At 60.6% G+C, this 21,200-nt stretch carries 19 protein-coding genes; 12 read left to right on the plus strand and 7 right to left on the minus strand.

Features of this window, described 5'->3' with window-relative positions; translation table 11 throughout:
* Positions 1 to 203: 203 nt before the first annotated feature.
* The gene (locus U1E20_RS04655; protein WP_409979411.1) at positions 204 to 530 is read left to right on the plus strand and encodes a hypothetical protein; all 327 of its coding nucleotides are present in this window, start codon (positions 204 to 206) and stop codon (positions 528 to 530) included.
* A 252-nt stretch (positions 531 to 782) separates the two neighbouring features.
* Here the strand turns inward: U1E20_RS04655 and U1E20_RS04660 are convergent, their stop codons facing one another.
* Positions 783 to 1,139 (minus strand): sulfite exporter TauE/SafE family protein, encoded by a 357-nt coding sequence (locus tag U1E20_RS04660; RefSeq protein WP_409979412.1) that lies wholly within the window; start codon positions 1,137 to 1,139, stop codon positions 783 to 785.
* A gap of 530 nt (positions 1,140 to 1,669) precedes the next feature.
* On the opposite strand from U1E20_RS04660, the gene guaB reads away from it, so the two are divergent.
* Positions 1,670 to 3,157: an IMP dehydrogenase gene (guaB, locus tag U1E20_RS04665; protein WP_409979413.1), complete on the plus strand. Its 1,488-nt coding sequence runs from the start codon at positions 1,670 to 1,672 to the stop codon at positions 3,155 to 3,157.
* Between the two features lie 493 nt (positions 3,158 to 3,650).
* Here guaB and U1E20_RS04670 read toward each other — a convergent pair whose 3' ends face one another.
* The 4 genes from U1E20_RS04670 to U1E20_RS04685 all read right to left on the minus strand — a co-directional run bounded on the left by U1E20_RS04670 (position 3,651) and on the right by U1E20_RS04685 (position 7,622).
* The gene (locus tag U1E20_RS04670; protein ID WP_409979414.1) at positions 3,651 to 4,745 is read right to left on the minus strand and encodes a helix-turn-helix transcriptional regulator; all 1,095 of its coding nucleotides are present in this window, start codon (positions 4,743 to 4,745) and stop codon (positions 3,651 to 3,653) included.
* A 183-nt stretch (positions 4,746 to 4,928) separates the two neighbouring features.
* Positions 4,929 to 5,327, minus strand: coding sequence for a c-type cytochrome (locus U1E20_RS04675; RefSeq protein ID WP_409979415.1), 399 nt, complete (start codon positions 5,325 to 5,327; stop codon positions 4,929 to 4,931).
* Between the two features lie 16 nt (positions 5,328 to 5,343).
* Positions 5,344 to 6,417 (minus strand): metallophosphoesterase family protein, encoded by a 1,074-nt coding sequence (locus tag U1E20_RS04680; RefSeq protein WP_409979416.1) that lies wholly within the window; start codon positions 6,415 to 6,417, stop codon positions 5,344 to 5,346.
* A 59-nt stretch (positions 6,418 to 6,476) separates the two neighbouring features.
* Complete coding sequence (locus tag U1E20_RS04685; protein ID WP_409979417.1) at positions 6,477 to 7,622, minus strand: cytochrome-c peroxidase; 1,146 nt, start codon at positions 7,620 to 7,622, stop codon at positions 6,477 to 6,479.
* 379 nt (positions 7,623 to 8,001) lie between these two features.
* On the opposite strand from U1E20_RS04685, the gene U1E20_RS04690 reads away from it, so the two are divergent.
* From U1E20_RS04690 to U1E20_RS04725, 8 genes are all read left to right on the plus strand, one after another.
* Entirely contained in the window at positions 8,002 to 9,039 is a 1,038-nt protein-coding gene (locus tag U1E20_RS04690; RefSeq protein WP_409979418.1) for a cytochrome-c peroxidase, read from the plus strand.
* A gap of 916 nt (positions 9,040 to 9,955) precedes the next feature.
* Positions 9,956 to 10,726, plus strand: coding sequence for a bacterial ammonia monooxygenase, subunit AmoC (gene amoC, locus U1E20_RS04695; protein WP_409979419.1), 771 nt, complete (start codon positions 9,956 to 9,958; stop codon positions 10,724 to 10,726).
* Positions 10,727 to 11,015: 289 nt separating this feature from the next.
* Positions 11,016 to 11,774, plus strand: a complete 759-nt coding sequence (gene amoA / locus U1E20_RS04700; RefSeq protein ID WP_409979420.1) for a bacterial ammonia monooxygenase, subunit AmoA — start codon at positions 11,016 to 11,018, stop codon at positions 11,772 to 11,774.
* A gap of 169 nt (positions 11,775 to 11,943) precedes the next feature.
* Positions 11,944 to 13,206, plus strand: coding sequence for a bacterial ammonia monooxygenase, subunit AmoB (amoB, locus tag U1E20_RS04705; RefSeq protein WP_409979640.1), 1,263 nt, complete (start codon positions 11,944 to 11,946; stop codon positions 13,204 to 13,206).
* 537 nt (positions 13,207 to 13,743) lie between these two features.
* Entirely contained in the window at positions 13,744 to 14,397 is a 654-nt protein-coding gene (locus tag U1E20_RS04710; protein ID WP_409979421.1) for a hypothetical protein, read from the plus strand.
* A 65-nt stretch (positions 14,398 to 14,462) separates the two neighbouring features.
* Positions 14,463 to 14,879, plus strand: a complete 417-nt coding sequence (locus U1E20_RS04715) for a copper resistance protein CopC (protein WP_409979422.1) — start codon at positions 14,463 to 14,465, stop codon at positions 14,877 to 14,879.
* 114 nt (positions 14,880 to 14,993) lie between these two features.
* Complete coding sequence (locus U1E20_RS04720) at positions 14,994 to 16,919, plus strand: c-type cytochrome (RefSeq protein ID WP_409979423.1); 1,926 nt, start codon at positions 14,994 to 14,996, stop codon at positions 16,917 to 16,919.
* A 149-nt stretch (positions 16,920 to 17,068) separates the two neighbouring features.
* Positions 17,069 to 17,656, plus strand: a complete 588-nt coding sequence (locus U1E20_RS04725; protein ID WP_409979424.1) for a copper chaperone PCu(A)C — start codon at positions 17,069 to 17,071, stop codon at positions 17,654 to 17,656.
* 152 nt (positions 17,657 to 17,808) lie between these two features.
* Here the strand turns inward: U1E20_RS04725 and U1E20_RS04730 are convergent, their stop codons facing one another.
* On the minus strand, positions 17,809 to 18,042 hold the full coding sequence (locus U1E20_RS04730; RefSeq protein ID WP_409979425.1) for a hypothetical protein: 234 nt from the start codon (positions 18,040 to 18,042) through the stop codon (positions 17,809 to 17,811).
* Between the two features lie 481 nt (positions 18,043 to 18,523).
* Here U1E20_RS04730 and U1E20_RS04735 point away from each other — a divergent pair, with 481 nt between their 5' ends.
* Positions 18,524 to 19,726 (plus strand): pyridoxal phosphate-dependent aminotransferase, encoded by a 1,203-nt coding sequence (locus U1E20_RS04735; RefSeq protein WP_409979426.1) that lies wholly within the window; start codon positions 18,524 to 18,526, stop codon positions 19,724 to 19,726.
* A 182-nt stretch (positions 19,727 to 19,908) separates the two neighbouring features.
* Positions 19,909 to 20,457: an SRPBCC family protein gene (locus U1E20_RS04740; RefSeq protein WP_409979427.1), complete on the plus strand. Its 549-nt coding sequence runs from the start codon at positions 19,909 to 19,911 to the stop codon at positions 20,455 to 20,457.
* A 66-nt stretch (positions 20,458 to 20,523) separates the two neighbouring features.
* On the opposite strand, the gene U1E20_RS04745 is transcribed toward U1E20_RS04740, so the two are convergent.
* Positions 20,524 to 21,120 carry a superoxide dismutase gene (locus tag U1E20_RS04745; RefSeq protein ID WP_409979428.1) on the minus strand — a complete coding sequence of 199 codons (597 nt, stop codon included), beginning with the start codon at positions 21,118 to 21,120 and terminating at the stop codon, positions 20,524 to 20,526.
* Positions 21,121 to 21,200 lie beyond the last annotated feature (80 nt).

The raw sequence follows: 21,200 nt of genomic DNA on the forward strand, positions 1-21,200 counted from the left end.
CCTGGGCGCGCCGAAACAAGGCTTATGACGGTCGCGCCGACGCCGATCCGCGGTCGTGGGTCGATTTGAATTTCCGACTCGCGCCAAGAGTGGACGTTTCGGGGCTCCATATGAGGGCGCAAAGTTCTTGTAACAGTGTTTCAACGCTATAGAGTAACATTGCTCCTGAAATTTAGGGAAACAGAAACTTCGGGGAGGGCGGCATGTATCCTAAGCCAACCCAAATATTGGGCCTCATTTTAGGTGCAATATCACTGTCTGCATGCGGCAGTGGAGAAAAAGACGAAGCGCTCGGACGTTTAATTACAGATTGCCAGATGTCGGCACAATATGCGATGGCGGATTCGCCTCTAACCGACGAAAAGAAGCACGTTGCGATTGGAGCGTACGTTGAACGATGCTTGAGAGATGGCGGGCTGCAACCACAGTTGGACGACTCTTGCGTTGAAACTCCTCAATCGGCGGAAGACGGCAAGAGTTTTGTCAAGCCTCTGAAAAAATGTTGGAATTATAGCAAGTCCTCCAACTGAAACGGTCTCATTCAGATTGTCGTCGAGCGGGAGTGATAACGAATAGCAGGCGTTTCTATCGCCGAGGCGAAACGACCCAACATGCCAAAGTCCGCCTACCCGACGCGATGAAGGCCAAGCTTCAACTTCTGCATCGGCGCATCCGCGCGATTGGCCGAGGCGTCACAGTTCCTGAACGAGGCAAATCGATCCACGATCCGCGCCTTGTCCGCAGCACAATCCGTGGAGCGGGCTGAAGCGGATTGGTGTACGTCACGTCAAAAACATTTCTGTTGCAACAACGAGTAGGACTACTGCAAATATTCTCCGAACGGCGCGTTCAGGTAGCATAACTGCGATATCCGCTCCCACGAATGCTCCGATAGCGAAGGAAACAGCTATAATTGTGGCGCTCTTAATATCGACGTATCCATGCTTATAATAAGTCCATGCTGCAAAAGCGCCTATAGGCGGCACAAGTAATGCTAACGTTGTGCCCTGCGCCGAGTGCACAGAGTAGTGAAAGATATACACCAGCGCCGGAACGATGATAACGCCCCCTCCTATGCCGGTTAGTCCGCTCAATGCGCCTGCAAGGATACCAAGCAAAGCGAGGCCGACGAATTTCATGGAACGCTCCTGTCCCCGGAATTCTTCAAGCACCGGTTTTTAGCAGGGCCGAACGGCGTCGAGTGGCGTGGCAGCCACGCGGTCCTGCATGGTTCGCTTGCCCTATATTTAAGGGACGCCGTTGCGCCTCGGCCTCTCGAATATGGTCGTTTCTGAGAAATCGTAGAAAGAATCCTTCAATGCAAAAGCTCGCCAAAAGGCGGGCTTTAGGTTTTCCATTTTGGGTCTACGGGACTGCGCTTAGAAGCGCACAACCTTGAAGCACGAGGGCAACGACGGCGGCATAGATGTTTTCAAATATCGTTACGGTGATTGTTGCCTCGCAGCCGCTCTCCTTTAGGCGGGCGATTGCGCTGAACGACAAATCGTGATCTTCAGCGCCGCCCTGGCTTTACCATTCCGCCGACGCCTGTCATTTGCCTTCGGCCTGAATGATGCTAAGAGCACCCGCCAACCCCTGACGGCGCCGGCCGTCAAATGACCCTCCGCGGCTGGCGCGTTCGCGCCGCCGCGCAAAGGAGTTGGCGCCAATGGCCATATCGCCCGTCACGTTGACCGAAGCGCTGACCTTCGATGACGTGCTGCTGCGGCCCGGCCATTCGCGGGTAATGCCGTCGGGCGTCGACGTCACCACCCGCCTGACCCGCGAAATCTCGCTCAATCTGCCGATCGTCTCGGCCGCCATGGACACCGTCACCGAGGCGCGTCTCGCCATCGCCATGGCGCAGGCGGGCGGCATCGGCGTCATTCATCAGAACCTGTCGCCGGCCGCTCAGGCGGCGGAAGTGCGCAAGGTCAAGCGCTATGAAAGCGGCATGGTGATCGACCCGATCACCATTTTCCCCGACGAAACGCTGGCCGATGCCCTCGCCCTCATGGCCGGCCATGGCATTTCCGGCATTCCGGTCGTCGAGCGCGCCGGCGACGGCGGCAAGGGCAGGCTGGTCGGCATTCTCACCAATCGCGACGTGCGTTTCGCCCAGGACCGCAGCCAGCCGGTGGCCGAGCTGATGACCAAAAAGCTCGTCACGGTGCGGGAGGGCGTCGGGCAGGCGGAGGCGCAACGTCTGCTCCACGAACATCGCATCGAGAAGCTCCTCGTCGTCGACGAAGATTACCATTGCGTCGGCCTCGTCACCGTCAAGGACATCGAGAAGGCGACGCTCCACCCTCACGCCTGCAAGGATCATGAAGGGCGATTGCGCGTCGCCGCGGCCTCTACCGTCGGCGATCATGGCTTCGAACGCGCGCTCCAGCTCATCGACGCCGGCGTAGACTGCGTGGTGATCGACACCGCGCATGGCCATTCGCAGGCGGTGATCGACCAGGTGGCGCGGGTGAAGAAAGCCTCGAACAAAGTGTCGATCATCGCCGGCAATATCGCCACCGCCGAAGCAGCGAAGGCGCTGATCGGCGCCGGCGCCGACGCGATCAAGGTCGGCATCGGCCCCGGCTCGATCTGCACCACGCGAATCGTCGCCGGCGTCGGCGTGCCGCAGCTCACCGCGATCATGGAGGCGTCGGAAGAGGCGCGCAAAGCCGACGTGCCGGTGATCGGCGACGGCGGCGTCAAATATTCCGGCGACCTCGCCAAGGCGATCGCGGCGGGCGCCGATGTCGTCATGATCGGCTCGCTCTTCGCCGGCGCCGAGGAATCGCCCGGCGAGGTGTTTTTGTATCAGGGCCGCTCGTTCAAGGCCTATCGCGGCATGGGATCGGTGGGCGCGATGACAGCCGGATCGGCGACCCGCTATTTTCAGGGCGATGTGAAGGAACAGCTCAAACTCGTGCCGGAGGGCATCGAGGGGCAGGTGCCTTATCGCGGCCCGATCGCGCCGATTCTATACCAGTTGGCGGGGGGCCTGCGCGCGGCGATGGGCTATGTCGGCGCCCCGACGATCAAGGAGTTTCAGGAGCGCGCACAATTCGTGCGCATAACCAACGCCGGCTTGCGCGAAAGCCATGTCCATGACGTTGCGATCACGCGCGAAAGCCCGAACTATCCGACAGGCGTTTAAGGCGCGAAAAATTGGGGCCGCGCAACGGCCCCTAAAGTTATGGTAGAAAAGTGAAGGAGGAAAGTATGGTTAGCAATAAAAGTTGAAACATAAGCGTTGAATAGGTGAACAATGAAAGTATGTGCGCTTGTCAAATGCCTTGCGCCCCTCACTGTTCATCTCGAAACTACAACGAGAGCAACCACTGCGCGTCACTCGAATTGGTGATGAAGGCAAATTTTTTTTAACTAAACGGAGCCCTCTTTGGTAAGTTGTAGAGAGGGCCTCGCGAGGGCCCTCCAAATTTCAGTCAGAAAGGGCTGCTCGTAGAATTGCTCAAAAAGCCGTTGAAAATTGAGCGGGTAGTGTGGAACCCCGAGTTACTGAAGCGTCCGCGGCAATTACGACCGCCCCCCCCCGACGTTCGAAACAAAAGTTAAGACAATGGAAATGGGACGGCATCATCCAAATGGATGAGACAGCGTCATAATTAATCTAAATCAATTGTATACGCTTAGTCGTTCCCGGACCCGCTGAGCGCGGCGAGTCCGCCGAGAAGCGCAACCACTTCCGCCTGCCGGTTGCATCCGGTCTTCTCCATCACGCCGCGCAGATGGGTGCGCACGGTGTTGCGCGAAACGAACTGTTCGGCGGCGATTTCCTCGAGGGTCTTGCCGGCGACGAGGCCGCGGGCGACCCGCGCCTCGGCGGGCGTGAGATCATAGAGCGACTGGACCAGTTCGACCGCGGGCGCCTGGGGCGATCCGACCGGCGTCATCACCAGAACCGCCGCGCAACGCACGAATATGTCGCGCGCCGCGCCGCGGATCGGCACGAGATTGGCGATCATCGGAACCGCGTCTTCGCCCGAGCGGGCCGCGAAGGACCTCGGCGCGCCGACGATGTCGTGGTCCAGCGCATCCATCGCCTGGCGCAGAAGGCTGTCGGCGGCGGCGTCGACGAGCGACACGCGGTCATGCGCGCGCCAGCGGACATATCTGTGCAGCGAGTTGCTGGGGTCATTGGCCGAAATGACCCGCCCATCGTCGTCGAGCACGAGCGCCGGAAGACCGATGAGCGCGAAGGTCTCGCCGGCGACGCGGGCGCGTTCGAGCTGCAGCCGCGTCGCGAGAAACGCCGCGCGGGCCAGATGCGGGCGCAATTCGTCCAGTCGCCGGATGATCGACGGCTCGACCGGTCCGCGATTATGCGAGCGTTCGAGGCAGATAATGCCGGTGTCGCCGGTAGGCAGCGCGATCGCCGTCGCGGCGCTGAATCCCAGCCCGCGCGGCCGCAGGAAATCGCAGTAATTGGGGTCGCGTTCGAGCTCTTCCGCCGTATAGACGTCGTCGTCGGTGAGAAAGCCCGGATGGCGGCGGCTGAACAGCTTGCCGCCGCGCGTGCAATTGCTCAGCCAGTCGCCGCGCATGAAATTCTCAACATGCTCGCTGAGCGCTGGAGACGCGGTCCAGCGCGAGACTTTCTCGCGCGCGGCGAACAGCACGCCGCCCTGCGCTTCGGCCAGATGCGAAAGCTCGTCGAGGACATCCGGCCACATGTCCGGCGCAAAGGAGCATTCGTAAATGCGATCGATGAGCTGCTGAACCATCCTCAATATCTCATGTTAGGCGCCCGCGCTTAAGACGTGAGCGCTTGCAATAAACCCTATGCAAACGTGCGGCCGGCGAGATGGTTCCAGCCGGCCGCCGAATTGGCGAGGGATCACGCTGCGTTTCGACCGTATCGACCAAAATCAGCGAACGTGACCGATTCCAAAAGGTTAGAGCACGCTTTAGTGCTTGCCGGCGTCGATCGCGACGCCTTTGCGCTCCTTATGGATATAGGCGATGAACGCCGTCATCTTCGGATCGTCCGCCGCCAGAGCCGTTCCCTGCAGCGGATTTTTGATGCACCAGTTCACCATTTCAAAGAGCTGCGCGACCTTGCCGAGCTGCTTCTGGAACTTCGGATAGGTCTCCGGATGAGTGTTGGCGGCGTTCGGGTGGCACTGGGCGCAGGCGACGCCATTCGTGCCGACCGCGCCGCTCGTCCATAGATCGCGGCCCTTCTTGGCGACGGAATCGAATTCGCCCTGCCAGCGGTCAACGTCCGTCGTCGTAAATTCATCGGCGCGCGTTGCCGGCGACAGCAGTGCGGCGCCCAAAACAAGCGCAATCATATAGCGGCGCATATTCTTTCTCCTCGACTTAGTAGTGCTGTTGCGGCGCCTTGCGAATGATCGCCTCTTGATATTTCTTGTCGACCGGCTTGCCGAACCTCGGATCATAGCCGACGACGCGCTCTTGATTGTCCCACAGCTGATAGCGCGCGGTGACGCGGCCGGAGTTGACGTCGATCATCTGCCAGCCGGTGGCGTCGCGTTCGAAGAAGGGATCGGCGCGGTTCATCGGCACCGTCAGCACCGGCACATGCGCGCCGGCCTGCGCGTAAGTGTCGGGATAGGGCCAGGGCCAGGCCGTCGCCATCACCGCGTTGAAGGAAATATTGCCGATCTGATTATACTGGATCTGGTGGACATGGCCGTAGATGACGCTGACGTTCTTGAAGGGCTGCAGCAACGCCTGCACCTGTTCGGCGTCGTCGGTCCAGAAATTCCAGCCCTTATAGATTTTCTGCAAGGGCGAATGCGAAAAGACGATGAGCGGCGTGTCCTTGGACACTTTGTCGAGATCGCTCTGGAGCCAGGCGCGCTGCTTGTCGCCGACCATGAACGGCGAGCCGTTGGGATTGTCGAGGCCAGCCATTTCGAGCATGCGCTGCTCGGCGCTCGGCCAGCGATGAAACGTCCAGTCGTCGGTCGTGAGAATTGAATTCAGCACGACGAAATGCACGCCCTTGTGATCGAAGCTGTACCACTGCGGGCCGTAGAGTTTCGACCAATAGTCGCCGAGGTCGAGATAATAGTCGTGCTCGCCCATGACGCAGTGGAGCTTGCTCTTGAGATGCGACAGCATCTCGCCGCCATGGTCGAGCTCCTCCTTCTTGCCGAGCTGCGCAAGGTCGCCGCCGAACATGACGAAATCGGCTTCCGGCGTGATCAGATTGGCTTCCGCGACGGCGCGCTTGAGGCCCATGTCCCAATTGCGCACGAAACTCGCGCCTTTGATCTGCTGAATGTGCGAATCGGAAATGTAGGTGAAGCTGAAATCCTCGCGGGTTCCGCCGAAGGCGAGGCGCACCATGGAGATGGGCAGGGTCGTCAGGGTCCCGGCCGCGGCGCCGGCGGCGATCACGCTGCGCCGGGTGATCAGTCTGGTCATTTCATCCTCCCTCGCCGCGTCGCCTTTGCGCGGGCGACGCCGCTTGCTTTTCTTGCGTCTTATTTCATCTGCGCCGTCGCATAGGCGGGGCTTGTCAGCGTCTCCAGGAAGGCGACCAGGTCGTCCACCTGCTGATCGGTGAGGTTCAGCGGCCGGATGCCGCCCGAGAGATAGGGATTGACCGGCGTCGGGTCGCCGGGGCTCTTGCCGCCCTCATTGTAGTGTTTGACCACGTCCTTGAGCGTCTTGAGCGATCCGTCATGCATATAGGGCGCGGTCATCGCGATATTGCGCAGCGTCGTGGTCTTGAAGGCGCCGATTTCATCGAAGGCGTTCGTCACGGCGAAGCGGCCGAGTTCGGAGACCTTCGGATCGGCGAGCACGGATTTGTCGACGGAGGCGCCGGCCGCTTTGGCCTTGAGGAATTCGGCGGCGAGGCGCGGCACGTCGCTTTGAATGCGATTGATGCCGACGCCGATATTGTGGAAACGATTGTCGGTGAACAGCGCCTGCGTCTCTTCGATGACATGGCAGGAGACGCAGCGCGCCTGGCCGACGTAAAGGTCGAAGCCGCGTTTCGCCTGATCGCTGATCGCGTTGCGGTCGCCGCCGAAATACCATTTGTCGAAGGGGGAATCGCCCGAGACGATCGTGCGCTCGAAACTCGCGATCGCCTTCTGTACGTCGTCCATCGTCACGTCGCGCCCGCTCTTGCCGAACGCTTTCTTGAAGCCGTCGACATAGGCCGGATCTTCGCGAACGATTTTGAGCACCGGGTCGTGATTGGGCATTCCCATTTCCACGGGATTGACCATCGGATGCTGCGACTGGTCCTCGAGCGACGGCGAGCGCCCGTCCCAGAACTGCGAGGTGTAATAGGCGGCGTTGATCACCGTCGGCGCGTTGCGCGTGCCGGTGAGCTTGTGATGGCCTTCCGAAACGCGCAGCGGACTATCGGTGAAGGCCTTCTTGTCATTGTGGCAGGTGGAGCAGCTCACCGTCCCATCGATCGAGAAGCGCGCGTCATGGAAGAGCTTGTCGCCGAGCGCCACCTTGTCGGGCGACTGCGGATTGTCGGCCGGTATGGGGACCCTCGGCAGCCCAAGCGGCTCGGCGAGCGCCCAGCCGCCGGCGAGCAGGGCCGCCAGCGGAAGCGCGACAAGCGTCGTCTCAACGGATTTCCGGACATTAGGAATGCGCGCCATGAGCTCCCTCCGCTGCCGCTCGGCTTTTCGCCGGCTCTTGTTTTCACATTAAGTTTGCGCTGGTTTTAGCGACAGGGCAAGTCATCGTTGTGACGCCCGGCAGGGAATACGAAGAATTCGAAAGCGGAATATTCCCCGTTCATCAGTAATGATTGTGCGTTGCACTAAAGCTGCGCAATAAATTGCTCGTCTGTTCGGTTGATCTGCAATTCGTCATTTTCCCGGCGTCTGTCACGTTCATGCTACATCAGATTGTTTTTAAAGAGCGTCGCTTCGGCGCGGCCTTCCGCCGCCGATGCGGCTGTGATAGCTCACGGCCGAGAGAGGCCTGCTTCGCGCTGCGAAATCGCCTCGGCAAAATCCACTGGAGGAGGAAGCAATGCATTTGACACGGTTCGCCGCGCTCGCAGCGGCTCTGCTCGCGCCGACCCTGGCCGCGGCGGGCGATCTGCGCGCCGACGCCAACGCCGTCTTCAAGCCGATCGACGCCGCCAGCGTCGCGGCGGTCGTCAAGAATAATGAGATCACGCCCGCCAAGATCGAACTCGGCGGCAAGCTGTTTTTCGATCCGCGGCTTTCGAAGAGTCAGATCATCAGCTGCAATTCCTGTCACAATCTTGGAACGGGCGGCGCCGACGCGGGTCCGACGTCGATCGGCCATGGCTGGGCGAAGGGGCCGCGCCGCGCGCCGACGGTGCTCAACGCCGTATTCAACGTCGCGCAATTCTGGGACGGGCGCGCCGTCGACCTCAAGGCGCAGGCGAAAGGTCCGGTGCAGGCCGACGTCGAGATGAACAATACGCCGGCGCAGGTCGAGAAGACGCTCAACAGCATTCCCGCCTATGTCACAGAGTTCAAGGCGGCCTTTCCCGCCGATCCGAACCCGGTGAGCTTCGACAATATGGCGAAGGCGATCGAGGCTTTCGAGGCGACGCTGACGACGCCCAATTCGCGTTTCGACAAATTCCTCAGGGGCGACGCGAGCGCGCTCAACGATGTGGAGAAGAAGGGGCTGCGCCTGTTCCTCGACAAGGGATGCGCCGGCTGTCACGGCGGCGTCAATATCGGCGGCAATGGCTATTTCCCCTTCGGCGTCGCGCAAAAGCCGAGCGTCGAGATTTTGCCTGTCGCGGATAAGGGCCGCGCCAAGGTGACGAATGACGCGGCGGATGAATTCGTCTTCCGCTCGGCGCCGCTGCGCAATGTCGCTCTGCGCGCGCCTTACTTCCACACCGGCGCCGTCTGGACGCTCGAAGAAGCGGTCGACCTCATGGCGAAAGATCAGCTTGGCGAATCTCTCTCCGATCAGGACGTCAAGGCGATCGTGGCCTTCCTGGGAGCGTTGACCGGCGATCAGCCGAAAATCGTCTATCCGATTCTGCCGCCGCGCGCGTCGGGCACGCCGCTGCCGCAGTAAGCCGCGAACCACGGTTAGAGAAGCGAAAAAGCGAGCGCCGACTCCGGTCGATCGGCGCTTGCGCCCTTGTTTGTCACAATTGTGGATTGGCGCTTCGCCAATGGTCGTTCGCCGCACAAGATGCGAGACAAACGCCGTCAAATGAAATTCGCAGATTGCTTTAGAATTTTGTTTGCGGGAGTTTTGCTTGCGGCTGTCATGACGTCGGCCTGCGCGCCCGTCCTGGCGCAGGAACAGCCGGTTCGCTTCTCGCGCATTTGCCATATAAGCGAGACGCCAACGCGAAGGACTTGAGCAACGCGTAGACTAAACCTTGAGCGCGTCGAGCGGGGAAAAAGTCTGTCTGTCCGTCTGGCGAGGATGACGCTCAAATGGCCACATTTGCGCCAAAAAATTGCCGGGGTCGCCGTCTGGCCTAGGCAAGCAGTTGGTTTTTTGACAGATTTCTTTGCCATGACGAAGACGCATCTGCGTCATAACCCGATTGATCAGGTAGCTCTCTTCCCACCCAGAATGGTTGTATTGGCTATTCGATAGATTGTGATTCTCTATACCAAGGGGTATTGTGTGTAGGAGGGGTTATTGGAATTGTTGCGGCACGCTGAGCTGGGTCTGCGATCTGCTTCTTTAGGGGGCGGGCGGGAGATTTTGGCTTAGGCGGCGACGTCGGTGTTCGTCCGATAACAACAAGCAGCCGGGTTCTGGGATTTTGGGAGAGGGTCTTTGCTTTCGGGCGGGACGGTTTCTTGAAATTTTGGGAAGGCTGCGCGAGAGACAAGGGCGGGTTTGCGTGTTTTTTGGAAGAAGACGCGCTTTCGCTTTGCTTGAGAAACGAGGACGAAGCGGCTCCGTTGTGGGAGGCGGAGCGATACCGGTCACGCGCAATTCCCTGGGAGCACATTAGGAGGAGAAAGGTATGAGCTCGACGACTGACACAGCGGCCCGGGCGGCTGCTGGCTCGGAAGCTGTAGTAGACCTTAAGGGCATGTGGATTGGCCTTGCGGTTCTGAACGGCTTTTATCTTGTGGTCCGGATTTACGAGCAGATTTTTGGCTGGCGCGCCGGCCTTGATTCGTTTGCTCCGGAATTCCAGACCTACTGGATGGCGATTCTTTGGACGGAGATTCCGCTTGAGCTGATCTCTGGCATTGGCCTTGCGGGCTTTTTGTGGAAGACGCGCACGCGCGACTTCTCGACGCTGACGGCGCGCGAAGAGATGCGCCGGATTGTTGTCGAAATCCAGTGGCTGGTTGTTTACGCCGCGGCCATTTACTGGGGCGCGTCGTTCTTCACCGAGCAGGACGGCACCTGGCACATGACGGTGATTCGCGACACGGACTTCACGCCGTCGCACATCATCGAGTTCTACATGAGCTACCCGATCTATTCGGTGATCGCGGTTGGCGGCTTCTTCTATGCGAAGACTCGTCTGCCGTATTTCGCGAAGGGCTATTCGGTGGCGTATCTGATCGTGGCGATTGGCCCGTTCATGATCATCCCGAACGTCGGCCTGAATGAGTGGGGCCACACGTTCTGGTTCATGGAAGAACTGTTCGTTGCGCCGCTTCATTGGGGCTTCGTGTTCTTTGGCTGGATGGCGCTTGGCGTGTTCGGCGTCGTGCTTCAGCTGCTGAGCTGCATTGGCCGCCTGATCGGCAAGGAAGGCGTCGCCCTCCTGACCGAGTAATCGGCTGAACGAATGAGACATGGCGCCGCCCGCCCTGGGGCGGGCGGCGTCTGGCTCCGGGCTTTTCGCGAAAACAGGAAGCATTTGCCTTATCGCCATGGCGAGCGGGTTGGTTTTCTGCGGTCTTTTGACGGGGCTTTGAGGGCTCCGGGGGATCCTCGGGCGCGAAGGGTTTTAAGGGATGCGGGCGGCGGAATATCCGCCGTCCGGGCGCCGGCCGGGGAGGCTGGGGCGACTAAGGAAAGAGCTCGGGCTTTTTAAGGTTCGAGAAACACCAAGGAGAAGAGTGATGTCACAATCGAAAAGCGGGGGGGCGGTCGGTCCGTTCAACTCCGTCGCCGAGGCGGCGGGTTGCGTACAGGCGGTCGACTGGATGCTTCTGGTTCTTCTGTTCTTCGCCGTTTTGGGCGGCTATCACGTCCACTTCATGCTGACGGCGGGCGACTGGGACTTCTGGATTGACTGGAAGGATCGTCGTATGTGGCCGACGGTCGTGCCGATTCTTGGCGTGACCTTCTGCGCGGCGACGCAGGCGTTCTGGTGGGTGAACTTCCGTCTGCCGTTTGGCGCGGTGTTCGCGGCTCTTGGCCTTCTGATTGGCGAGTGGATCAACCGCTACGTCAACTTCTGGGGCTGGACCTATTTCCCGATCAGCCTTGTGTTCCCGTCTGCTCTGATCGTTCCGGCGATCTGGCTTGACGTGATCCTGCTTCTGTCTGGCTCCTATGTGATCACGGCGATTGTCGGTTCGCTGGGTTGGGGTCTGTTGTTCTATCCGAACAACTGGCCGGCGATCGCGGCGTTCCACCAGGCGACGGAGCAGCATGGCCAGCTGATGACGCTTGCGGATTTGATTGGCTTCCACTTCGTCCGCACGTCGATGCCTGAATATATCCGCATGGTCGAGCGCGGCACGCTGCGCACCTTCGGTAAGGACGTTGTGCCGGTCGCGGCGTTCTTCTCGGGCTTCGTCTCGATGATGGTTTACTTCCTGTGGTGGTTCATGGGTCGTTGGTATTCGACGACCAAGGTCATCGACACGATTTAAGCGCCTCGTCGCGGACTGCGGCCCCTTGGGCGGGGCCGCGGCCAGCAAGGAAAGAAGAGAGCGGCGGGCTTTGGGCTTTTTTGAGGGAGCCTTTGGTCCGCTGCGAGAGAAGCAAGACCGGTTGGCGCGCGAGGCGGCGGCCGGGAAGAGGAACCTGGGAGGTTTATCGATGAAAAAGTTCGTCAAGCTGGCCGCGATTGGCGCGGCGGCGGCTGTGGCGGCGACCCTTGGAGCTGTCGCTCCTGCGTCGGCGCACGGCGAGAAGTCTCAGCAGGCGTTTCTTCGGATGCGCACGCTGAACTGGTATGACGTTTCGTGGTCGAAGACGACGGTTAACGTCAATGAAGAGATGGTGCTGTCGGGCAAGATCCATGTGTTCTCGGCCTGGCCGCAGGCGGTCGCCAATCCGCGCGTTGCGTTCATGAACGCCGGCGAGCCCGGTCCGGTTCTGGTGCGCACGGCGCAGTTTATCGGCGAGCAGTTTGCGCCGCGTTCGGTGTCGCTGGTTCCTGGCAACGACTACGCCTTCTCGATTAACCTGCGCGGTCGTCGCGCCGGCCGTTGGCATGTTCATGCGCAGATCAACGTCGAGGGCGGCGGACCGATCATCGGCCCGGGCCAGTGGATTGAGATCAAGGGCGACATGAAGGACTTCACCGATCCGGTGACGTTGCTTGACGGCTCGACGGTCGACCTCGAGACCTATGGCATCAGCCGCGTTTATGCGTGGCATCTGCCGTGGCTTGCGGTTGGCGCGGCGTGGATCCTGTTCTGGTTCGTGCGTAAGGGCATCATCGCCTCTTATCTGCGCGTCGCCACGGGCAAGGTCGACGAGCAGGTGACGGACGACGACAAGCGGATTGGCGCGATTGTTCTGGCGCTGACCATTCTTGCGACGATCGTCGGCTATGCCGTGACGAACTCGACGTTCCCGCGCACGATCCCGCTTCAGGCGGGCTTGCAGAAGCCTCTGACGCCGATCCAGACGGACGGCACGGCGGGCGTCGGCAAGGAGCGGGTGACGGCTGAGCTGAACGGCGGCGTCTACAAGGTTCCTGGCCGTGAGCTGACGATCAACGTCAAGGTCACGAACACGACCTCCGAGCCGCTGCGTCTTGGCGAATACACCACGGCCGGCCTGCGCTTCCTGAACCCTGACGTGTTCACGACCAAGCCCGACTTCCCGGACTATCTGTTGGCCGACCGCGGTCTGTCGACGGATCCGACGCCGCTGGCGCCGGGCGAGACCAAGGAAATCGCGGTTAAGGTGCAGGACGCGCGTTGGGACATCGAGCGTCTGTCTGACCTGGCTTACGACACCGACAGCCAGATCGGCGGCCTGCTGATGTTCTTCTCGCCGACGGGACGCCGCTTCGCGGCCGAAATCGGCGGTCCGGTGATTCCGAAGTTCGTCGCCGGCGATATGCCCTAAGCGATACGACGGTTGAAACCAAAAGCCCCCGGCCCGCAAAGCCGGGGGTTTTTTTTATCTTCGGCGCCAGTCGCTGTGTGCGGCGAGGAACTGTTCGACGTCGCCTGATAGGAATTCCGCTTGACCCGGTTGCTCGGAGCTTTTCACCCGCTATCGGTTGGGTCGCTTCGTGCGAGTCGGCGGCTCGCGGTCCAGATCACCCGGGAGCGCGAGCCCGCGGTTCGCCTGTGTTGAGAACAGACCAAACGGAATGACGCCATGCCAGCGAACGGTTCGGCCGGAGACCATACGATGCCCGCGCGCGTCGAACGAAGGAGCCAAAAAAAGATATCGTGACGCGATGTATTGCGCGCGAAAGTCATGGTGCGTCTTTTCGACGCAAATTTCGCCGACGATTTCGCTCGCGTCATTTTGTGGCTTTTGTCAAAAGTGGACGATCAGAGGTCGGCGTCGCGAGGAGCTGACGGCGACGACAAAGATGGAGCCGAGAGCCAAAAATCCGCTATAGAGGAGACAGGGCTCATAAAGATCGCCAAGATGAGCGATGGGCCCGAAATCACAATCGATAGAGGGATGGAAATGAAGAAATGGCGTAGCCTCGCAGCCGCAGTTCTCGGCGCGCTTTTCTCGCAGGCGTGGTCGGCCCCATCATGGGCGGAAGGCGGCGCCGGCCCCGAAGCAATGACGATGGGCAATATGTGCATGGTCATGTTCGGCTATGACATGATCCACATCACGGCCTATCAGCCCGGCAAATCGCGCAGCGAATATTGCGCTGAAATCCCGACCACCGGCCCGACCATTCTGGTGTTCGATATCGAAAATCCGGCGTTCCGGGACATGCCGCTCGAACTGCGGATCATTCGCGATCCATTGACGCCGATCTCCAAGGACACCGATCTTGAGGCGCTGACCGAGGTCTATCGCCCTGCGACGAAATACACCAAGGGCACCTTCAATCTTCAGCATGACTTCAAGAACAACGGCCATTACATCGGCCTTGTCACCCTGACGCGTCCGAACGGTTCGCAGGAGACGTCGGAGTTCAAATTCATGGTCGGCGAAACCCTTTGGGCCTGGGTGCCGCAGATCGCCGGCGCGGTGCTGATCGCCGGCATCGTCTTCGTCTATTGGAAACATACCCATCCTTCGTCCAAGAAGAAGGACGCCGCCGGCGTCGCCGCGTCTTGAACGCGGCGCGGCGCGGCAACATCTCAAAAAACGAAAGAGGAGGCGCAAGCCTCCAGGGAGGCGCCATGACCAATGCTGACAAGACTTCGCCAATGGGCGCGCGCCGTCAGGCGGGCGTGAATTTCGTCGCCGGCTGCGCTTTCGCCATCGTCCTCTCGGTCGCGGGGCCGACGTCAGCCTTGGCGCATTCCTTCCTGGTCGATGCGACGCCTTCGTCGAAGGAGCATGTGGCGGCGCCGCCAAAGACCATCAAACTGAAGTTTGGCGGCGGAGTCGAGCCGCCTTACTCGAAGATCACCGTCGAAACGCCCGATGGAAAAGTTCTTGGCGAAGGCAATACCGGCGTTCCAGGCAAGCCGCGGGAATTGACGGCGAATGCGCCGGACCTCGCGCCCGGCAAATATATCGTCCGCTATCGCGTGCTCTCCAGCGACGGCCATATCGTCGAGGGAAACTACGAATTCACGGTCGACGCCAAATAGGATCTCTTCCGCGTGACGAGCCGGCGCGCGGCAAATGAAGCGACGCGCCGCTATTGCTCGCATCTTGGCGCGAGCTGAGGAGTTGAACGCCACTGCACTTCGGGCGAAAGAAAAATGTATCTGTCACTAGCGGCCATCCGCCTCCTTCTGAGCCTGCCTTCCGCCCTTGCGGTCGGGCTTCTTCTCCTGCCGCGTCTCATCGGCGAGGATGGCGCGCGTTTCAAACTGGCCGTGGCGGCGCTGGCGATCATGCGCGCCCTGCTGGGATTCGCGCTGCTTTATGTCACCGCGCTCGCGATCTTTCCCGCCGATCGTCAGATCGATTTCGGCGCGTTGTGGGAATTTGCCGCCAGCACCACTGTCGGTAACGCCTGGTTCGCGACGCAGCTGATCGCATTCCTTTTCGCCGGCCTCACGGTGGCGCGGCTGTTCGTCGCCTCTGAATTGCTCGATCGGGTGACACTGTGGGTCGGAGTCGTCGTCGTCGCCGTCGTTTCGGTGACTGGCCATGCCGTCGACGACGGATTGCCGCGCTGGACGCAGGCGAGCTTCCTTCTGCACACCGCCGCCGGCCTCACCTGGCTTGGCGGATTGCTCGGGCTGGTATGGTGGATGTTCACGGCGCGCGGCAAGTCGCCGGAAGTCGCGGCGCAGCTCGCGGAACGCTGGTCCTTGATCGCCAAAGTAGCGATGGCGATCGTCGCGATCACCGGCTTCGCGATCGCCTGGGAGAATGTCGGCAGCATTCCCAACATGCTGGCGACGAGCTACGGCCGGCTGTTGACGCTGAAGCTACTATGTCTGTGCGGCGTTTTGCTCGCGGCGCTGGCGCTTGCGCGTTACATCACCCGACGGCCAGAGGGCGAATTCGATATGGCCTGGTACGGAAAGGTCGGGGCAGGGGAGTCGGTTTTCGCGCTGCTGCTGCTGTCGATCGCGGGCTATATCGCGGTCATTACGCCGGCCGCGCATGAGACGAGTCTTTATTGGCCGCTGCCGTTTCGCCTGTCCTATATCGCGACGTGGGGACAAGGCCCGACGATGTCCAGCCCGATTTGGTGGTGGGGCATCGCCGCCGTCGTTCTCGCCATCATCGCCGCGCTGATCTGGTGGACTCCGAGAACCCGCGAGTATCGTCTTTACGCGACGCCGGCGGTCTCCGCCGCGGCGTTGATTTCGCTCGCCGTCTCCTTCGCGACGGAGGCCTATACCGACACTTACGACGATCCGACGCAGGACTACACCGCTGAATCTGTCACGCGCGGGCTGGCGCATTTCAAGGAAAACTGTATCGCCTGCCACGGCGATCAGGGCGAAGGCAATGGTCCGCTCGCCAAGGATCTCAAAAACGCGAAAGGGCTTCCGGTGCAGCCGGCCGATCTGACGGCGCCCCATGTCGGCACGCATACGATCGGCGATATTTTCCACTGGCTGACTCATGGCGGGCAAAGCGGAGTCATGCCGGGATTTGCCGATCAGCTCGACGTCGACGATCGTTGGGACGTGATCAACTTCCTGCTGATGATCTCCTATTCGAACCGCGCCCGCTTCATGAATGCGCAGCCGATGATTCAATGGCTGATCGCGCCCGACTTCGCGCTGATCGATCCTCAGGAGGAGGTGACGTCGCTCTACCGGCTGCGCGGCGCGCCGACGTTGATCTCCTTCGCGCGCTGCGGGTCGCCGAACGGCGATCCGAAGGCGCGCGCCGAAAGCGTGAAGCTCGCGCATGACGCCGCGAAAGCCGCGGGCGCCGCCCATGTGACGATCTATGACGCCGCCTGTCCGCAGGAGGCGAAAGGCCGGGAGCCGGTTCACCCCAAGGCGGTCGAGACCGCCTATTCGGTGATCAATCGCTACCCCAATGTGCTGCCGTCAGAGGAGATTGAAGAGGCGCATTTTGTCGTCGATCGGTCGGGCTATATTCGGGCGCGTTTTCGCACTTTCGCGCCTGACGACGGCAACTCCCAGAAATTGGCTGGACTTGTCGCCGAATTCGTCCGCGAACCCTTCATCGAAATCAGTTTGCATTCGCATTAGGTCGCCCTTTTGGGCTCTTCGCAGCGCGTTCCGGCGCGCCACATTGTCGCAAGCGCGACTGTCGCGCGACGGTTTCGGAGGGTTGAGTCGTTCATCATGATGCAGTGAGGCCGGCGGAGAACAGTCCGGCGCAGAAAGGGAGAAGCCAGATGCTAAAGCGGCGTGATTTTTTGCTGACCGGAGGGACTCTGCTGACGGGGACGGCGTTTGGGCTCTTCGCCTCGCGCGGTCCGGCCTCCGCTCATGAATATGACGTGGGCCAATTAAAAGTGGAGCATCCCTGGCTGCGCGCCCCGGTCGACGGCGACAACAAGGCGCAGTTCTACGCGATGCTGCACAACAATGGCGCGACGCCCGACAAGCTGATCGCCGTCAAATCGGAAAAATTCGGCAAGGCCGAGATCCACGGCGACGCCAAGAAGCTGGACCTCATCACGCCGATCGTTCTGCCGCCCAAGTCGAAGCTCACGCTCGCGCCCGGCGGCGCCTATGTCGCGCTCCTCGACATCAAGAAACATCTGGAAGTGGGCTGGGGCCTGGAGATGACGCTGGTCTTCGAAAAAGCCGGCGAAGTGGAAATCGATGCGGCGATCGACGCGCCGGACGCCGCGCATGCCCATGACGCCGAAGCCATGGAGCGCTGGCAGAAGGCGCATGGCCAGGATTCGGCCGGTCCCAAGGAGGGCGCCGCCCACCAGGATCACGAGCATCACGAGCATCACATGGATAAGAAGTGATCGCTCGCTTTAAGAGCGGTCGATCGACGTCCTGCAAAGCAAAAACCGGCCGCTCGAAAGGCGGCCGGCTTACTGGGCTGGATCGCGAAAAAAGAGTGCGCGCGTCACTGAACGCGCGCCTTCCTCAGTTTGCTGCGAAATCCAGGAACTGATTAACGGTCGATCGTCACCAGTCGACCGGCGAAGACGCCGCCGTCGGTCGCGACGGGCGTGGCCTTCTGCGCAGGCGAACTGATGGGCAAGGCGAAGCCGAGGACGAACGCGGCGGTCGCCATCGCGGCAACAAGAAGCAGTGAAACTCGGAACTGGCGGCGCGCCGACTCCCTGTCGAAGCTGCGCGTGAAGGCCGGCTCCATCTGATCTTCAAATTTATCAACGAGCGACATTGTCCCTGATCCTCTCGCATTCGCCCTTTGTAACGCTTGCGCCTCTCCCCAGGGCGCGCGCACGATTAACTCGCGTCGCTGCGTTCTCAAGACAGAAACGAGGATGGGCTAAAAAAGTTGCATGACTTTTCAGAAATTTTATAAATTTTTAAGCAATCCGTGAAACCAGGTTAACGTTTGGCAATATTGGTTCGCTCAAGTTTATCCAAGTCTTCGTCGCGGATTCCGTCGTATTCGGCCAAATCCATTGATTTTCCAGATAAAAGCTGACAAGCGGCTTATAGGCCAAGCGCGTCTGCCGCATGGCCAAGCTAACTCTCCCTCACGCCAATCCGCGCGTCCAGAAAAATTTCGAAACTCTTCGTCGACCGGCCCGAAATGGCGCGCCTCGCAAATCTCCGAGCCCAGTAAATCTCATTGCGGCGTTTGGGCGCGCAACTTATGGTGCGGCGCACTCTCCCTTCGCAGGAAGCCCACAACCATGACCCTTCTCGCCCACGCCCTGTCGCGCGTGAAGCCCTCGGCGACCATCGCCGTCACTCAGAAGGCGCGCGACTTGCGGGCCCAGGGCCGGGAGGTGATCAGCCTCTCAGTCGGCGAGCCGGACTTCGACACGCCCATGCACATCTGCGACGCCGCGAAAGCCGCGATCGATCGCGGCGAAACGCGCTATCCGCCGGTTCTCGGCATTGCGCCGCTGCGCGAGGCCGTCGCCAAAAAATTCAAGCGGGAGAACGGGCTGGACTACAAGGCGTCCGACACGATCGTCGCCACCGGCGGCAAGCATATTCTGTTCAACGCCTTTCTCGCGACGCTCAACCCGGGCGATGAAGTCATCGTCCCGGCGCCCTATTGGGTGAGCTATCCCGAGATGGTGGCGATCTGCGGCGGAACCACGGTCTTCGTCGACACGAGGATGGAGGACGGCTTCAAGCTCCAGCCGGAGGCGCTCGAGCGCGCCATCACGCCTCAGACCAAATGGCTGGTGCTCAACTCCCCGTCCAACCCTTCCGGCGCGGCCTACGCCTTCGACGAGATGAAGAAAGTGACTGACGTTCTCCTGCGCCATCCGCAGGTGCATGTCCTCACCGACGACATCTACGAACATCTGGTCTATGGCGATTTCAAATTCGTCACCCCGGCCCAGGTCGAGCCGGCGCTGATCGAGCGCACGCTGACGATGAACGGCGTCTCCAAGGCCTACGCCATGACCGGGTGGCGGATCGGCTATGCCGCCGGGCCGAGCGCCCTGATCAAGGCCATGGACCTGCTCCAGGGGCAGCAGACCTCGGGCGCCTGTTCGATCGCGCAATGGGCCGCGGTCGAGGCGCTCGAAGGGCCGCAGGACCATCTGGCCGTCTTCCGCCAGGCCTTCCAGGAACGCCGCGACCTCGTGGTGTCGATGCTCAACCAGGCCAAATATCTGAAATGCCCGACGCCCGAGGGCGCCTTCTATGTCTTTCCGTCCTGCGCCGACGCCATCGGCCGCAAGACGCCCAACGGAAAGGTCATCGAAACCGACGAGGATTTCGTGACCGAACTTTTGGACACGCAGGGAGTCGCCGTGGTGCAGGGCTCGGCCTTTGGCGTCGGCCCCAATTTCCGCGTCTCTTACGCCGCGTCGAATGCTCTGCTCGAAGACGCCTGTCGAAAAATCCAGACCTTCTGCGGAAGCCTGGTTTAATCCTGACAATCCGTTGCGCGTGGCGCGCGCCGGCCTAAACTGACGCGCGGCGCGTCAGGCGGCGGCCGTGCGCGAGCGCTTCGTCAAAAGAGCGAAGTCTTGCGCCAGGGAGCGCGAAACCGGGTCGCCGGCTGGTCGGCCTTCGGCCGGTCAGGCGGCGCCATCTTGCGGGAGACCTGCATATGACGATTTTCGCTCTCCTTTTCCTCGCTCTGCTTAGCGCGCTGGTCGCCTATATCTCCCTCCTGCCAGATAGTTTCCGCATCGCGCGCTCAACGACGATCGACGCGTCGCCGGAGACCGTTTTCCGTCACATCTACGACTTTCACAATTGGCGCGACTGGTCGCCCTGGGCCAAGCTCGACCCCAATATGACGAGCGAATACGGAGGCACGCCGCAGGGCTATGGCGCGACCTATTCCTGGTCGGGGAACAAGCAGGTCGGCGTCGGCCGCATGGAGATCGTCGAGAGTCGTCAGGGCGAACGCATCCGCATCAAGCTCGATTTCGAGAAGCCGTTCAAAGCCAAGCACGACGTGCAATTCGATCTCAAGCCGCTGGGCGAAGATCGAACGGAAGTCACTTGGGCGATGTCGGGCCGCCACGAATTCATCGGCAAGGCGATTTATAAATTCTATAACGTCGACAAAGCGGTGGGCGGGCAGTTCGAAAAGGGCCTCGCCGACCTCAAGCGGGTCGTCGAATCGCAGCCGAAGATCGCCGCGGGTTGATCCGCATAAAAAATTCGCGGCGCGCCGTTTAAGACGCGCCGCGCGAAGAGCGGAATGGGGGTCGCGCTACGACGCAGCGTCGAACATTTCCTCGACATGCTCCCAATTGACGAGATGATCGAGGAACGCCTTGAGATAGTCGGCGCGACGATTGCGATAGTCGATGTAATAGGAGTGCTCCCAGACGTCGGCGACGAGAATCGGCGCCGCGCCGTGGATCAGCGGATTCTCGGCGTTCGGCGTACGTCGAATGGCGACCTTTCCATCCTTCGCTTCGAGCCACACCCAGCCCGAACCGAATTGCGCCAGTCCCTCCTTCTGGAAGTCTTCGCGGAACTTGTCGACCGAACCGAAGGAGTCGATGATCGCTTTCTCGACCTTGCCGGGAATGGTGCCGCCGCCATTCGGCTTCATCCACTTCCAATAATGGTGATGGTTGTAGTGCTGGGCGACGTTATTGAAGATCGGCGTGTTGCGATTATAGGCGGTGACGATCACCTCCTCGATCGGCTTGCCTTCGTATTCCGTGCCTTTGATCAGATTATTGGCGTTGGTGACATAGGTCGCGTGATGCTTGTCGTGATGATACTCAAAGGACTCGCGCGAAAGATAAGGCTGCAGAGCGTCGTAGGGATAGGGCAGATCTTCCAGAGTGAAGGACATAATTCTCTCCCGAATAAGTTAGCCGAGCATAGCCTTTCAGCCTCAGCTGCATGCGTTAACTAAACCCCCGCGCGACAAGC

Origin of the sequence: Methylocystis sp. (genome assembly GCF_046349115.1) — a bacterium.
Lineage (GTDB): Bacteria > Pseudomonadota > Alphaproteobacteria > Rhizobiales > Beijerinckiaceae > Methylocystis.

Excerpts from the sequence above, each read along its gene's own strand:
- U1E20_RS04655 (WP_409979411.1), top strand. The coding sequence starts at position 204 with ATGTATCCTAAGCCAACCCAAATATTGGGCCTCATTTTAGGTGCAATA.
- U1E20_RS04660 (WP_409979412.1), bottom strand. The coding sequence starts at position 1,139 with ATGAAATTCGTCGGCCTCGCTTTGCTTGGTATCCTTGCAGGCGCATTG.
- guaB (WP_409979413.1), top strand. The coding sequence starts at position 1,670 with ATGGCCATATCGCCCGTCACGTTGACCGAAGCGCTGACCTTCGATGAC.
- U1E20_RS04670 (WP_409979414.1), bottom strand. The coding sequence starts at position 4,745 with ATGGTTCAGCAGCTCATCGATCGCATTTACGAATGCTCCTTTGCGCCG.
- U1E20_RS04675 (WP_409979415.1), bottom strand. The coding sequence starts at position 5,327 with ATGCGCCGCTATATGATTGCGCTTGTTTTGGGCGCCGCACTGCTGTCG.
- U1E20_RS04680 (WP_409979416.1), bottom strand. The coding sequence starts at position 6,417 with ATGACCAGACTGATCACCCGGCGCAGCGTGATCGCCGCCGGCGCCGCG.
- U1E20_RS04685 (WP_409979417.1), bottom strand. The coding sequence starts at position 7,622 with ATGGCGCGCATTCCTAATGTCCGGAAATCCGTTGAGACGACGCTTGTC.
- U1E20_RS04690 (WP_409979418.1), top strand. The coding sequence starts at position 8,002 with ATGCATTTGACACGGTTCGCCGCGCTCGCAGCGGCTCTGCTCGCGCCG.
- amoC (WP_409979419.1), top strand. The coding sequence starts at position 9,956 with ATGAGCTCGACGACTGACACAGCGGCCCGGGCGGCTGCTGGCTCGGAA.
- amoA (WP_409979420.1), top strand. The coding sequence starts at position 11,016 with ATGTCACAATCGAAAAGCGGGGGGGCGGTCGGTCCGTTCAACTCCGTC.
- amoB (WP_409979640.1), top strand. The coding sequence starts at position 11,944 with ATGAAAAAGTTCGTCAAGCTGGCCGCGATTGGCGCGGCGGCGGCTGTG.
- U1E20_RS04710 (WP_409979421.1), top strand. The coding sequence starts at position 13,744 with ATGAGCGATGGGCCCGAAATCACAATCGATAGAGGGATGGAAATGAAG.
- U1E20_RS04715 (WP_409979422.1), top strand. The coding sequence starts at position 14,463 with ATGACCAATGCTGACAAGACTTCGCCAATGGGCGCGCGCCGTCAGGCG.
- U1E20_RS04720 (WP_409979423.1), top strand. The coding sequence starts at position 14,994 with ATGTATCTGTCACTAGCGGCCATCCGCCTCCTTCTGAGCCTGCCTTCC.
- U1E20_RS04725 (WP_409979424.1), top strand. The coding sequence starts at position 17,069 with ATGCTAAAGCGGCGTGATTTTTTGCTGACCGGAGGGACTCTGCTGACG.
- U1E20_RS04730 (WP_409979425.1), bottom strand. The coding sequence starts at position 18,042 with ATGTCGCTCGTTGATAAATTTGAAGATCAGATGGAGCCGGCCTTCACG.
- U1E20_RS04735 (WP_409979426.1), top strand. The coding sequence starts at position 18,524 with ATGACCCTTCTCGCCCACGCCCTGTCGCGCGTGAAGCCCTCGGCGACC.
- U1E20_RS04740 (WP_409979427.1), top strand. The coding sequence starts at position 19,909 with ATGACGATTTTCGCTCTCCTTTTCCTCGCTCTGCTTAGCGCGCTGGTC.
- U1E20_RS04745 (WP_409979428.1), bottom strand. The coding sequence starts at position 21,120 with ATGTCCTTCACTCTGGAAGATCTGCCCTATCCCTACGACGCTCTGCAG.